At 74.5% G+C, this 13,881-nt stretch carries 11 protein-coding genes; 5 read left to right on the top strand and 6 right to left on the bottom strand.

What is annotated here, in order from left to right; all coding sequences use genetic code 11:
* Positions 1–28 precede the first annotated feature (28 nt).
* Positions 29–766, bottom strand: coding sequence for a nucleotidyl transferase AbiEii/AbiGii toxin family protein (locus ACWCPW_RS27660; RefSeq protein WP_449764304.1), 738 nt, complete (start codon positions 764–766; stop codon positions 29–31).
* 377 nt (positions 767–1,143) lie between these two features.
* Entirely contained in the window at positions 1,144–2,463 is a 1,320-nt protein-coding gene (locus tag ACWCPW_RS27655; protein WP_449764303.1) for an FUSC family protein, read from the bottom strand.
* 387 nt (positions 2,464–2,850) lie between these two features.
* Here ACWCPW_RS27655 and ACWCPW_RS27650 point away from each other — a divergent pair, with 387 nt between their 5' ends.
* Entirely contained in the window at positions 2,851–3,135 is a 285-nt protein-coding gene (locus tag ACWCPW_RS27650; protein WP_449764302.1) for a hypothetical protein, read from the top strand.
* Here the strand turns inward: ACWCPW_RS27650 and lanL are convergent.
* Both lanL and ACWCPW_RS27640 read right to left on the bottom strand, forming a co-directional pair.
* Complete coding sequence (gene lanL, locus ACWCPW_RS27645) at positions 3,132–5,897, bottom strand: class IV lanthionine synthetase LanL (RefSeq protein WP_449764301.1); 2,766 nt, start codon at positions 5,895–5,897, stop codon at positions 3,132–3,134. The two genes, ACWCPW_RS27650 and lanL, sit on opposite strands and share 4 nt — an antisense overlap.
* Positions 5,898–6,120: 223 nt before the next feature.
* Positions 6,121–6,291, bottom strand: coding sequence for an SflA family class IV lanthipeptide (locus ACWCPW_RS27640; protein ID WP_331770546.1), 171 nt, complete (start codon positions 6,289–6,291; stop codon positions 6,121–6,123).
* Positions 6,292–6,765: 474 nt separating this feature from the next.
* Between ACWCPW_RS27640 and ACWCPW_RS27635 the strand changes: the two genes are divergently transcribed.
* A complete protein-coding gene (locus tag ACWCPW_RS27635) occupies positions 6,766–9,615 on the top strand; it encodes a helix-turn-helix transcriptional regulator (protein WP_449764300.1) in 2,850 nt (949 codons plus the stop codon).
* A gap of 83 nt (positions 9,616–9,698) precedes the next feature.
* Positions 9,699–10,520, top strand: a complete 822-nt coding sequence (locus ACWCPW_RS27630; RefSeq protein ID WP_449764299.1) for a phosphatase — start codon at positions 9,699–9,701, stop codon at positions 10,518–10,520.
* A gap of 132 nt (positions 10,521–10,652) precedes the next feature.
* Here the strand turns inward: ACWCPW_RS27630 and ACWCPW_RS27625 are convergent, their stop codons facing one another.
* Positions 10,653–11,081, bottom strand: a complete 429-nt coding sequence (locus ACWCPW_RS27625) for a DUF5997 family protein (RefSeq protein WP_449764298.1) — start codon at positions 11,079–11,081, stop codon at positions 10,653–10,655.
* Between the two features lie 58 nt (positions 11,082–11,139).
* Here ACWCPW_RS27625 and ACWCPW_RS27620 point away from each other — a divergent pair, with 58 nt between their 5' ends.
* Entirely contained in the window at positions 11,140–11,910 is a 771-nt protein-coding gene (locus tag ACWCPW_RS27620; protein WP_449764297.1) for a LysR substrate-binding domain-containing protein, read from the top strand.
* Between the two features lie 618 nt (positions 11,911–12,528).
* Here the strand turns inward: ACWCPW_RS27620 and ACWCPW_RS27615 are convergent.
* On the bottom strand, positions 12,529–12,861 hold the full coding sequence (locus ACWCPW_RS27615) for a histone-like nucleoid-structuring protein Lsr2 (protein WP_449764296.1): 333 nt from the start codon (positions 12,859–12,861) through the stop codon (positions 12,529–12,531).
* A 390-nt stretch (positions 12,862–13,251) separates the two neighbouring features.
* Here ACWCPW_RS27615 and ACWCPW_RS27610 point away from each other — a divergent pair, with 390 nt between their 5' ends.
* Positions 13,252–13,764 carry an LAETG motif-containing sortase-dependent surface protein gene (locus ACWCPW_RS27610; protein ID WP_449764295.1) on the top strand — a complete coding sequence of 171 codons (513 nt, stop codon included), beginning with the start codon at positions 13,252–13,254 and terminating at the stop codon, positions 13,762–13,764.
* The last annotated feature ends 117 nt before the right edge of the window (positions 13,765–13,881 follow it).

Genomic DNA, 13,881 nt, shown 5'->3' with positions numbered 1-13,881 from the left:
GACCGTGCGGCGCGGTCGGCGGCGCGGTTCACGCCGGTCCGCCGCCGGGAGCGTGCCCGTGCGGCTGGGCCAGTGCGGCCAGTTTGGCCAACACCCCGGGGTCCAGCGCGGCGGCGATCGGGCGGCTGTGCCGGGCGGAGAGCTCGGTGAACCAGTCCTGGAACCAGGCACGGACGGCGGCGGCCCGCGCGGCGGGCGGGCCGAACTCGGCGTCCTCGCGCTCGGTGACGTGCTTGAACGCGGTCAGGAAGTCCTCGACGCGCAGCTCCGGATCGTGCGCCAGGGCCAGTTCGAGCAGTCGGCCGGTGTCGTAGCGGTCGGCGAGCGCGAAGACGTCGAAGGCGTCCCGCACCTGCGAGCGCAGGCACAGGGTGACCACCTTGGCCGCGACGAGGTCGTCGGGGTGCAGCACCGGGACACCGTCCACGACGGTGGGCTCGTGCGTACGGGGCGCGACGTGCAGGGTCAGCGGTGTGCCCTTCCCGCCCCCGGCCGGCCGCACGGTCATCCGGACGAAGGTCTTGGTGCCGGCCCTGCCGTCGACGCCGACCCGGCAGCCCGCGTCGGTCAGCGCCGCGACGATCGCGGTGCGGGCGGCGGACAGCCGCCCGGCGTCGCGCGCGGCCAAGGCGAAGTCGACGCCGTCGCCGTCCCGGTCCGACAGACCGTGCCGACGAAGACCACGAGCGCCGGCCAGGGCGATCCCGAAGGGCTCGCCGGCCGCCGCGACGATGTCGATCCGCTGTTCTTCGGGGTGGTGTCGCACGATGTCCGGTCCTTGGCGTCGGGGCTCATCAGGGTACGTGCCGACCGCCGCGGTCACGGCGTCGGCGGGGCTACTCCGAGGGTTGACCCGGGCACGGCGATCTACCACGCCGGTTCGATCGACTCTTCCACCCGGGACGGGATGTCGTGGCGGAGTCCGGCTGCTTGGCTTCACCCATGGCCGCTTGTCGGGGGTTGCCCCGAACACTCGGCAAGCGGCCTTTCGACATGAGCTCGGGTACGGGGGTGGGCTCATTTCGGATCCAGGGGTGGCCGGTGCGCGGCTTGCGCACCGGCCACCCGGGGCCGGGCCCAGGAGAACCGGGGGCGCGGCGGGCACGAGCCGCGGGAGCGCCCGGGCGCCGGGGCGGCGACCCGTCACCCGCGCCGCCGCAGTGTGTGCCGGTGCAGCCGGCGCGGGACCCGCAGCAGCCGATCGGTCGGCGTCACCACCCACCGGATGCCCTCCCGCAACACCGGACCGGGCCTGGCCACCGCGGCCCGGAGCCGGCGCTGCTGGGCCAGGCGCCGGCGACGCTCCTCGATCCGCTGCGCCAGGTCGCCCGGAGTGCCCGCCGGCCGGGTCTCGTCGACCAGCTTGTCCACCGCGGTCAGCAGCGTCCCGTACAGCTCCCAGCGGTCCGGGTTGGCGATCGAGTCGGCGAGCAGGATCGCCTCGGTACGCAGTCGGTCCTCCTCGGCCTCGGCCAGCCGTTCGCGCAACGTGACCTCGGCCCGCGCGGAATCCTCCGGGCGGTTCTGGCCGTGCAGCACCAGCAGGTGGCCGTACGCCGCGAACAGCGCGGCCAGCGAGTGGAACAGGCTGCGCAGCGACTGTGCGGTGGCCAACGGGATCTCGGTGTACGCCGGCTCGCCGCGCTCGCCCGGCGCGTACAGCCCGCTCAGCGACCGGCATACCATGCGCAGCGCCACCGCGCTGATCTCGGCGGTGTCCAGGCCGCTGCGCAGCGCGAGCACGCGCACCGTGGCGCGTCGGCCCCGCGGGTTGAACCGGGTGCCCTCCTCGGCCGTGGACAACGTCGCGTCCACCCGCACGATGTCCCGGTCGATCCGGCGCGCCTCCTCCAGCCAGCCGTGCGCCCGGTCGTGGGTGACGTCGTCGTCGATCTCCCGGGCCATGGTGTCCAGGAGCCGGGTCAGCGCGTCGAAGGCGGACATCACCGCCTCGTTCGCGGGCCGCACGTGTACGGGCGGGGCCAGGACGAGCGAGAACACCATGCCGACGGCGGCCCCGATCAGGGTCTCCGCGACCCGGTCCCACGCGGTGTCCCCGACCTGGCTGACGCCGAGCACGATCATCGCGCTGATCGCCACCTCGTTGATCGAGTCCCCCAGCCGGATCAGGTGGCCCAGACCGAGCGAGGCCAACAGCAGCAGGGTCAGACTCCACCAGTTCAGCCCCACCGCCTCGCTGAAGAGCACCGCGATGAGCACACCCGAGACCACGCTGGCGACCCGCTGCACGCCGGTGGTGAAGGTCGCGTACGAGGTGACCTGGACGACCAGGAGCGCGGTGAGCGGGGCCAGGATCGGCTGCGGATCGGGGCCGGCCAGGAACAGTGCGGCGACGTAGGACGTCACCGCCGCCACGGTGGTCCGCAGCACCTGCGCGACCAGCGAGGTCTCGCTCTCCTTGACCCTGGACAGCGCCGCGGCGAGATCGACTTCCGACGGCATTCGGCTCCTTCCTCCTCGGTCCCGCGCGCGGGCGGATTCCCCTCGTATGCCCTGTTCCGCAGCCGTACACCACGTGCCGTCGGGGTCGTGAAGGCAATCCTCGGGGCCGATCCCGATCCGGCGGGCGGGTGGACGCACCGCCGTACGGGACCGGCGCGGCGGTCGCGGGGCCGGTCCGGTCCGGCCGGTCCGGCGGTCACCCCCCATCGGAGGCGGGCCCGGACCCACCCTGCTCGTCGCTGGCGGCACCCGACGAGCGGCTCGTCGTGGTCGCGTTCCCGAACGCTTCGGGTGCCGGGTCCGCCCCGGTTGCGGGCGGTGGGTGAACGGCAAGGATGGGAAGTGATGCCCTCCCACCGGAGGCGTCGGCACGTCTGGAGGACCGTGATGGCCATTCTCATGCAGATCGATCTGCCGGGGGTCGAGAAGGAACAGTACGAGCAACTCTCCGCACGCGTGCGGTCCGGCGAGATCCCGGCGGAGGGATGTCTGGCCCACGTGGCGATCCCGACGGACGACGGCGTACGGATCATCGACCTGTGGGAGTCGCGGGCCGCGATGGACGCGTTCACCACTCGGCTGATGCCGGTGGCCGAGGAGTTGGGCTTCCCGCCGAGCCCGGCACCGCCACAGGTCACCGAGGTTCACGGCTACTGGATCCCGGGCGCCTAGGGCGTGTCCTCAGTCCCCCGCCGAACTCCACGACGCCCGGCACCGCATCCGCCCTGCGGGGTCATCGCCGCGCTCACGCCGTGGAGCCCGGCGGGGGATTGAGGACACGCCCTGGAGCCCGGACCCGTCGCCGGCGGTCGGGTTGCCGAGGCGGCCCTCGGCGGCGGCGCGCACAGGCGCTCCCCGCCCCGGTCGCGCAGCCGGCGCAGCAGCGACAACACGCCCGTGCCGCCGGCGGCCCAGCCGGGGTCGGTGCCGGCGAGGGTGTTGTCGGGGAACAGCGGGCGGCGCGTGGTGCCGCCGCTGCGCGCCAGGATCAGCGACACCACGTCCTCGGCGCCCCGCCAGTGCTCGTCGTCGCCGGTGACGAGCGCGGCGTCCACGAGCAGTTCGCCGACCCCGGAAAGACCGCAGCACTGCGATACCAGGCTCATCCGAGGTGCGAGCGCATGGCACAACCGGGCGCAGCGCAGGCCGAGTTCGAGCAGCTCCCGCTCCTGTTCGCGCGCGCTCGCCGCGATCAGGACGGTACCGATTCCGGCCATTCCCCGACACCAGGACGCGAAGTGCCGGGCGGCGCCCGGGCGGGCCGCCTCCGCGAGCAACTCGGGTGTGTGCGCGGCGAGTCGATCCAGACCCTCGCGGGCGGCGAGCCCGACCGCCGGGTCGGGGACCGGGTCTGCGTCTTCGTGTGCGCGGGTGTCGTGGCAGGCGCGGAGGAAGTGCACGATGCCGGCCTCGCCGTGGGCGTAGCCGTGCGCGTAGGCCGCCCGCGACGAGGCCGGCGGCAGGTCGTCGGTCCCGGGCCTCGCGTCGCGTGGACGGTCCAGGAGGGCCTTGGCGCACGCGTCCGCCGCGGCCAGGTGCCGGGCGGCCTGCTCGATCCGTCCCGCCGCCTGGGCTTGGCGCGCCAGCAGCAGGTGGCCCGTACCGGTGCCCGCCGCACCGCCGATCTGGTCGCCGGTGTCGTCGTACGACGGGGGATCGGGCGGGAAGGCCGGCAGGGGAGCGACGGCTCCGCCCGGCAGTGCGGCGGCGGCGCGCAGGAACAGCTCGACCCCGGTGCGGCCGGTGAACAACGCGCCGGAGAGCGCGTCGAGTTCGGGGTGCGTCGCGGTGCGGCGGGCCAGCTCGGCGACCGCCTCCGCGACGCCCGGGCGGTCGAGGTGGTGCAGCAGTTCCAGGCCCACTCCGGCCGCGCCCGCGTAGACCGTCAGCGTCGATCCCGGGCGCGCGCCCGATGCGGCGGGCAGCGCGGCGGCGGAGGATAGGCAGCCGGCCACGGTGTGCGCGATCACGTCGTCCAGCAGGTCGGCGTCGATGCGAGGCGGCGTGCGCGGACGGCGGCCGTGCGGCGGCTCCGGCAGGCCGGCCCGCAGGCGCCGGGCACAGGCCAGCCGCTCCCCGCGATCGAGGCTGAGCAGCCCGCCGACCAGGGCCCGGACCGGTCGATGGGCGGCGCCGGGAAGCGCGGCGGCCAGGCAGGCCAGCGTACGATCGCGGTTCACCGCGCGGTCGGGGTCGACGATCACCGGATTCATCCCGGTCAGTGCGTAGTGCAGCGTCGCGCCCAGCGCGTACAGGTCGTCCGCCGGGTCGGCCGGGCCGTCGGCGGGGTCCGCCGCGAGGGTGTAGCCGGGGGTGCCGCCGGCGGGGCGGTGCGCGCCCAGCGCGCTGATGCCGAAGTCGACCAGCCGGCAGGTGCCGTCCGTGTCGAGGACCACGTTGCCCGGTTTCAGATCGCACATCACCACGCCTGCGGCGTGCATCGCGTCGAGTACGGTCAACAACCGGCGGGCCAGCGCGGACACCCGGCGCCCGGGCAGCGCGTCGCCCGGATAGGGGCCGCGCGTCAGGACGTCGCGGCGCAGGTCCGCGGGGCCGCAGTCGGTGGTGACCAGGTACTCGTCCTCGCCGTGGCGCACGTGGTCGACTACCCGGGGCACCGCGTCGAGATCGGCCAGCGCGGCCAGCACGGCGCGCTCGTGGCGCAGCCGGCCCCGGGCGTCCACGCCGTCGCCGTCCTCGCCCGCGTAGGCCCTGGCCTGCTTGACCACCACCCGTTCGCCGGTCGTGGTGTCGAGGGCGCGGTAGACGTTTCCGTGCGGAGAGCGGGCGATGCCCGAGGTGAGTCGGTACCGGCCGCCGACCAGCCGCGCGGGTCGCCCCGGGGCGGGGGCGGCGGCGCCGAACGGGTCGGTGGCCCAAGGGGGTTGGCGGTATCGAATGCTCGCCCGGCCGGGGAAGCGCTGTCCGTCGGGGCCGGTCATCGGCGACTCCGCGGCGCCGGATCCGGTGGCCCGGAAGGGGCCGTAGCGGTAGTACACCGGCGCGTCCGGCCGGACCCGGCGGTCGCCGAGCACGCGCGGGCCGGTGCGACCGACCAGCACTTCGGCCAGTTCCCGGCCCACGGCCGCTACGTCCTGTCCGCGCGGGTACACGGTGGCCGCCTTGCCGACCACGGCCGGATCGCGCACCCCGGAGTTGAGTTCCGCCAACACGGCGGTGCTCACCGCGAACTTGGCCAGGCAGCGATAGCGCAGCAGCACCGGGACCACCAGGTCCAGGGTCTCGGGGAAGTCCTCGGGCCGAGCCGAGACGTGCAGTTTCCATCCGTGGTCGAGCACGGGTACGCGCGGGTCGAACAGGTGCAGCCAGACGTCGTCCGCGCTGCACCGCCGGGCGTGGCCGGCCACGAGCGCCTCGAGCCGCGCGCGCAGATCCTGCGCGGACCCGTGGGGGATCGACCGCACCATGCCCATTCCCCTCCGCTCCCTCCTGCCGGCTTTCGCCGCTCTTGCCGTGCCAACGAATCCTGCGGTCCTGCCGGTCCTATCGTGTTCGCGAATCCCGCTGCTCTTGCCGGTCTCGCCGTTTCCGGATGCGCTGCCGGCGTGGGGTGCCGCGTGTGGGTGCCCGGGAGCGGGCCCGATCGGGCCGATGGGTTCCGATCGGGCCGTGCGCACCGGGTCGTTCGGGTCCGGGTCAGACCTTCCAGTCACATCCGACGCGCGTCGTCGCGGTGGGCCAGGGCTCGGGCAGACACGCCTCGATCCGCCGGTCCGGGTTCGACTCGTCCTCGAACTCGACCGCTTCCTCTTCCACCTCGACGTCGAGCGGTCCGGCGTCGCGGATCTCTACCTTCACGGGGCTCATATCGATCCTTCCTGCAAAAAGGCGGGCAGATCATTACACGAACCGAGCGACTTTCGATTGTTCGTGGCCGCCGTGCCCACCTGTGCCCCCGGTGCGGATGGGGCGGGTGGGCCGTCGTACCGCGCCAATAGTCTCCTCGTCGGACAACGAAAGGAGAACGTGCCGAATCGGCCGGCTTGTGGCGGGATTTCGCACGGGTGAACGGGATCCGCGCACGACGCGGAGCCGCGCTCGGCGGGGTCGGGTGGTGGGACCGCGGGGGTGCCCGATGGCGGTCGGGTGGTGGGAGTGGGTGTTCGATGGCGGCCGGGCGGTGGTGGGGCGAGGGTGCTCGATGGCGGTCGGGTGGCGGGGCGCGAGCGGGTGTCGCCGACCGTCTACGGTGAACCGACGCCCGGGCCGGTCCCGCCCGCCCCACCCGCGGCGGGAGCCGGTGCGTGGGCGACCCGAACCAGCTCCCGGAGAGTTCCGCCGATGACCAGCACACCCCGCTTCCGCAGTACCGACGCGGCACGGGCGCGATTGTGGGGGCGAGACGTCGAGCGGGCCGAGATCGCGGCGGTGATCTCGCGGGCCCGCCTCGGTCGCGGCGCGGTGCTGGTGCTGCGCGGGCCGGCCGGTATCGGCAAGTCGACGCTGCTGGAAGGGGCCGCGCGCGACGCCGACGGTCTGCGGGTGCTGCGCGCCGCGGGAGTCGCGGCCGAGGCCGGTCTGCCGTTCGCCGCGCTGCACGGCCTGCTGCGGCCGGTGCTGCACCGACTGGACACGCTGCCCGACGTGCAGGCGGCGGCGCTGCGCGGCGCGCTGGGGCTGGCCCAGGCCGGGCCGGACCGGTACCTGGTCGGCTCGGCCGTGCTCGGGCTGCTCTCCGACCTGTCCCGCGAGCGGCCACTGCTGTGCCTGATCGACGACGCGCACTGGTTGGACGTCGCCTCCGCCGAGGTGCTGGTGTTCACCGCCCGGCGGCTGGACGCCGAGGGCGTCGGGATGCTCTTCACCGCTTGGGACGCCCCGGAGGGCTTTCCGGCCGGTGCGCTGCCCGAACTCACGCTGTCCGCGTTGGAGCACGACCCGGCCGGGGCGCTGTTGGCCGAGCGGGTCCCGGATCTGACCCCGGCGGTGCGCGAGCGGATCATCGCCGAGTCCGCCGGAAACCCGTTGGCCCTGATCGAGTTCGCCGCCGGACTCGACGCCGACGCGCGTACCGGCCGGGTCGACCCGCCCACCGCCCTGCCCGTCACCGACCGGGTCTCGGCGGCCTTCGGGGACCGGATCGCCCGGCTGCCCGAGCCCGCCCGCGTGGTGTTGACCGTCGCCGCCGCCGAGGGCACCGGCGACCTGGGCACGGTGCTCCGGGCCGCGCGGGCGCTGGGCGCCGGCGCCGCGGACCTCGACGCGTGCGTGGCGGCCGGCCTGCTGCGCGGCACCGGCGCGACGATCGCCTTCCGACACCCCCTGGTGCGCTCGGCCGCCTACCAGCGGGCCGGGGTGGCCGGCCGCCTGGCGGTGCACCGGGCGCTGGCCGCGGCCACCGACGGCGAGCGCCGACTGTGGCACCTGGCCGAGGCCGCGGCCGGGCCCGACGAGAGCGTCGCGGCCGCGTTGGAGCGGGCGGGCGTGGACGCGCACGAGCGCGGCGCGACCGGGGCCGCCGCGCCGATTCACGAACGGGCCGCCCGGCTCAGCCCGGAGCCCGCCGACCGGGCTCGGCGCAGCGTCCTGGCGGCCCAGATGGCCGTGATCGCGGGCCGTACCGAGCACGCGGCGGAGTTGGCCGATCGGGCCCTGGCCCGGACCGAGGACCCGTTGCCGCGAGCCGGTCTGGCCATGGTGCGGGCGGCCGCGGCGAGCGAACGCGGCACCCCGCGCGGCGCGGCCCGACTGCTCATCGAGCACGCCCGGCCGATCGCGCCCACCCATCCGGAACTCGCGCTGAGCCTGCTGACCATGGCCGCAGGCAGCGCGTGGTCCGCGGCGGAGGAGGTCGAACTGCGCGAACTGGCCGTCCTGGCGACCGAGTCGGAGCGGGCCGCCGGCGCGTTGCGGCCGGCCGCCGGCGAGTCGGCGGAGCATGGGTCGGCGGAGCATGGCTTGGCGGAGCATGGGTCGGTGGAGCACGCGTCGCCGGCCGCCGCGATCACCGCGCTCGCGCACCTGGTCGACGACGATCCCGAGCGCGCCCTGCCGATCCTGCGATCCTTCGTGACCGGTGTGCGGGTGAACCCGCCTGGTCTGCTGCTCACCCGGATCCTCGCCGGCAACCTCGCGGTACTGCTCGGCGACGACGACGCGGCCCTGGACCTGTCCACCACCGACGCCGCACGCACCCGGGCCCGCGGCCAGGTCGGCGGGCTGCCCGGCGCGCTCCAGGTCCAGGCGCACGCCCAGGCGATGGCCGGCCTGCCGCACGACGCGGCGGCCACCATCGCCGAGGCGCTCACCTTCGCGCGCGACACCGGTCAGGCGTACCGGGTGGCCCGACTCCACGTGATCACCGCCCGGATCGCCGCCGAACGCGGCGACGAGGACGGGTGCCGCGCGGCGCTCGCGGCCGACGCCGACCTCGCCGGGACGTCCGCGTTCGGCGGGGTCGCCGAGACGACGGCCGCCGCGGACTGCGCGCTCGCACTGCTCGATCTCACCCTGGGCCGGTACGAATCGGCGCTGCGTCGGCTGACCGAGTGCACGCGCGGACCGGCCCGCCACACCGCCGCCGCCGTGGCCGCGAACGCGGACCTGGTCGAGGCCGCCGTCCGGGCCGGCGCCCCGGAGCAGGCCCGGGAGGCGGCGGCGCGCTTCGAACGCTGGGCCCGGGCGAGCGGGACCCCGTGGGCGATGGCGGTCGCGCTGCGCTGCGGCGCGCTGCTCGCCGAACCGGACGCCGCCGACGCGCTCTACGTCGCGGCCATCCGCGAACACGAGCGGGGCGGGCGGCCGTTCGAGCGGGCGCGCACCGAACTGCTGCACGGTGAATGGCTGCGCCGGGCCCGGCGGCGCGTGGACGCGCGCGCCCCGCTGCGCTCCGCGCTCGCCGGCTTCGAGCGGTCGGCGGCGAGCCCGTGGGCCGAACGGGCCCGGAGCGAGCTGCGCGCCACCGGCGACGCGGCCCCGGTCGACACCGGCGACCCGGACGTACTCGCCCGGCTGACGCCGCAGGAACTGCACATCGTTCGACTCGCCGCCGAGGGCGTGAGCAACCGGGACATCGCGAGCCGGCTGTTCCTGAGCCCGCGCACGGTCGAATACCACCTCTACAAGGCCTATCCCAAGCTCGGCATCGGCTCCCGCGGCGAGTTGTCCCGCTTCCGAGCCGCGAGGTGCTGAATCGCCCCCGGCCCCGGGGGTGCCGGCGGTGGGCGGGACCCCCACCCACCACCGGGCGGTTGCCGGGTGGGCACAATGGCGGCATGACGACGCCGAACACCCCTCCGTCCCGCGACGAGCTGATTCGGCACCTGGAGACGACCCGCATCGCGGGCCGGGTGGCCACACCTCGAGAGGTCAATCTCCGGCACTACGCGGAACTGGTGCAGGGCAACCGGCGGTTCTGGCTGGGCCTGGACCTGGGCGACCGCTGGAAGACCGCGGACGACGTGCTCGACGTGATGGTCGAGCGGGTGGGCGTGCGCGCGGACCCCGAGCACCGCACCGGTCAGGACACCATCGACCCGCGACTGACCCTGGACGGGCTCGATCGCATGGCCGCCGTCCTGCGCGACGCCGCCGCGCGCCGGCTGCGCGTACTGATCGCCACCGGACACCCCGGCGGCCTGTTGGACGTACATCGGGCCATCGGTCGCGCGCTGCGGGCGGCCGGCGCCGAGATCCTCGACATCCCCCGTGGACTGCACACCACCGAGGGCGACGACGACACCAGCGGCAGCGTGCGGCAGTTCGGCGGTGTGGCGGTGCTCGAACGCGGGGCCACGCTGTGGCACACCCACGCACCGCAGCCGATGAGCGCGATCCTGGACGCGCTCGCGGCGGCCGGGCGGCCCTGGCCGGACCTGGTCGTCGCCGACCACGGCTGGGCCGGCCGTGCCGGGCAATACGGCATCCCCACGGTCGCGTTCGCCGACTGCAACGACCCGGCGCTGTTCCTCGGCGAGGCCGAGGGCACCGTAACGGTCACCGTCCCGCTCGACGACCACGTCGTGGACGCCCGCGACTACGAGCCGATGACCGCCTACCTGCTCGCGACCGCCGGCCTGGACCACGACGCGCGGTAGGGCCGGGCGGGCCACCGCGACGGCCGGGAAGCGGTGATCCGTTCCCGGCCGCGGTTCGGGTGGGTGCCGCGGCCGGGAACGCCGCGGTTTCGGTGGGTGCCGCCGTGCCGTGGGTGCCGCTGTGCCGGTGGGTCAGGAACGTGCTCGGCGCGGCTTCGCGGGGCGCTCCACGGGCTGCTCCGCGCTCTTCTCCTTGTTCTTCTCCTTGATCCGGATGGTTTCCTTCCGGACCTCGGCCTGGGTGGCGCGCTCCTGCCGCAGCCACTCCGGGCCGTCCTCCTTCAGCGCGTCGATCTCCGCGGTGGTGAGCGCCTCGGTGATGCCGCCGCGGGCGAGGCCGGCGATGGAGACGCCGAGCTTGTTCGCCACGACGGGCCGCGGGTGCGGGCCGTTGCGGCGCAGTTCCCGGAGCCACTCGGGCGGGTCGCTCAGCAGCGCGTTCAACTCGTCGCGGGAGACGACACCCTCTTGGAACTCGGCGGGGGTGGCCTGGAGGTACACGCCCAGCTTCTTCGCCGCGGTCGCGGGCTTCATCGTCTGGGTGGTCTTGTGCGACGTCATGCTGTCAAGAGTAGCGACCGTGTGCGGTGCCTCCGATCATGGCCGCTAACCTGACGTGGTGACAGGCTCGGAAGAACCCACCCCGTTCCGGCTCGCGTACGTTCCGGGGGTGACCCCCACCAAATGGGTGCGGGTCTGGAACGAGCGGCTGCCGGACGTCCCGTTGACGTTGATCCCGGTGTCCGCGGCCGACGCGGCCGACCTCCTGCGCGCCGGCGACGCCGACGCCGGGCTGGTGCGGCTGCCGATCGACCGGACCGAGCTGAGCGCGATTCCGCTCTACACCGAGACCACGGTGGTCGTGGTGCCCAAGGACCACGACGTCGCGGGAGTGGACGAGGTGGTCGCGGAGGACCTGGCCGACGCGGTCGTCCTGCATCCGCTCGACGACACCCTGGAGTGGGAGCGCCGGCCGGGGGTGCCCGCGAAGGAGCGGCCCGCGACCACGGCGGACGCGGTCGAACTGGTGGCTGCCGGGGTGGGCCTGCTGGTCGTCCCGCAGTCCCTGGCCCGTCTGCACCACCGCAAGGACCTGACCTACCGGGTGGTGTCCGACGCTCCCGAGTCGCGTGTGGCGCTGTCCTGGCCCGAGGCGCACACCACCGACCTGGTGGAGGAGTTCATCGGGATCGTCCGCGGACGCACCGTCAACAGCTCACGCGGTCGGACCCCGACGCCGGCCCAACCGAAGACGAAGTCCCAGCGCCCCGACGCGAGCGGCGCCAAGCGCAAGCCCGGCGCCGCCGGCGGGTCGGCCGGCAAGGGCGCCCGCGGCGGCCCCGGCGCCGGCAAGGGCGCCAAGCGCGGCAAGCCCCGCCGCCGCTCCTGACCCGCCATCGCGCCCCACCACACCCGATCGACCACGAGAGCACGCCGCGCGTTCCGTGCCGCACGCCTCCACACCCGGCTTCATCTCCGAGTGGAGCCGCGAGTCGAGTCCGGCGCGGTATACCCGAGACACCACAACCTCGCTACGCAAACGCACGTGGAAGCTCGCCGTGTGATTGCGGACAGGGACCCATGGAGAAACCACCGCTTCCGTAGCCTCATTGATCGCCTCGCCCGCTTTTATGGCGAGGCCGAATGCGAACACGGTTTACGGGCCGGCGCGCTCGGCAACCCGTCGCCGCACCGCCGGTCATCCGGTGACGCCGTGCGGCGCACCGGGCCGACGTCTCCTCCGAGGGAGGCCGGCCACGGTGTGCCGAAAGCTCGGGCAGCAGCCCCCGTGGGGCTCAGGCTGCCCAGGGCGTGTCTTCGATCCCCCGTCGGGCTCCACGACGCCCGGCACGGCATCCGCCCTGCGGGTTCCCTCGCCGCCCCGGAGAAACGCCCGAAGAGAACCACTATGCGGGCGCTTCTCCGGCACGCCGATGCACGGCATCCGCCCTTCGGGCTCCTCGCCGCGCTCACGCCGCGGAGCCCGACGGGGGATTGAAGACACGCCCTAGTGGGCGGCCTGGTACTTCTCGACGAGATCTGCCGGAATCCGACCGCGGGCGTTGACCTCGATGCCGTTTGTCCTGGCCCACTCACGAACCTTCACCGGGTCCGGCCCTTGGCCGGCCGCCGCACGAACAGCCTTGGCGCGACGAGCGGTTCCAGTCTTCCGCCCGGCGTTGAAGTACGGCCCGAGGGTGTCGAGCAGCCGCTGGTAGGTGTCTTGGCCGAGGTCGATTTCGTAGGCGACGCCGTCCAAGCCGAAGGTGTGTGTCGCGATGTCCTCACCCTCCTCGCCGGTGATGTCATCCGTGAACAACGTGACTACGCGCTGAGCCATTGCCGGAAATCCCCTTCCTGGGAAAGGGAAAATCCTAACGGAAAATCAGATCCGACTTCACGTCGTCTCAACCACCGGTCGGAGGGAAGTCGTGAGCCCTTTCCGAGGGCATTACCCCGGCTCTTTCCCGGGTGACGACCACCCGCGGTCGTGACACCCGCGCCTCCTCGCCCGCGAACTGGTGTGCGGCCGTGTCGCTCGTCCGCCGAATGTGACCCGGTCGGGCGGGGCGGGCGGTCGGGGGCGTCGAAGGGCGGTTCGGAGGCGGGCAAAAAAAGTTCGGCGGAATCGGGAACCCGGCGAGGGCCCGCGCGTCTGGATGTCCGTCACCGACCGGTGGCGGCCGGCGTGTGCGCACGGCGGTCCGTTCGATGCTCGACAAGGAGAACGGTGTTCATTCCCTCCCCGCGCGTCCCGCGCCGCACGACCGCGTCGCCGCCCGCCGGCCGGGCCCGGGTTCGCGCCGGTCGCGTGCTCGGCGCCGGTTTCGTCCTGGCGGCCTCGGCCGTGCTGGTGACGCAGAGCCCGGCGATGGCCGACGACACCTCGCCGACGAGCCCGGCGCGCGTTGCGGACTCCCGGGCCGTCCCGCCCGGCACGCCCGCGCAGCCGCCTCGGGACGCGGCGCCCGAGGCCCGCACACCCACCGCGCCCCCGACCGCGCGCCCCGTCGGCACCGCGCCGCCGACCACGCGACCGGGTGGCGCCACCCCGCAGCCGGCCGCCGAGGTGCCCGGGCGGGCCGGCAGCCCGGGGGCCACGCCGCCACCGGCGGAACGCCGCCTCGCCGAGACCGGCGGTGACGACAGGACCGCGCTGTACATCGGCGGCGCGGCGGGACTGCTCCTGCTCGGCGGCGGTGCCGTCGTGCTCGGCAGGCGTCGCGGCCGTACCGCGACCTGATCGGTGCGAGGAACCGGCCGGTGTCCCGGGGACGTCGACGGAACTCACGAGAAGGTTCGGCCCCGAACTCGCGTACTGGATGAATCGCGTCAACGTCCGCTCAGACGTTGAAGCGGA

The sequence above is a fragment of the Embleya sp. NPDC001921 genome, from assembly GCF_053594475.1.
Note: the sequence above shows the minus strand (reverse complement) of the source record. Positions and strands in the feature narration are given on the sequence as shown.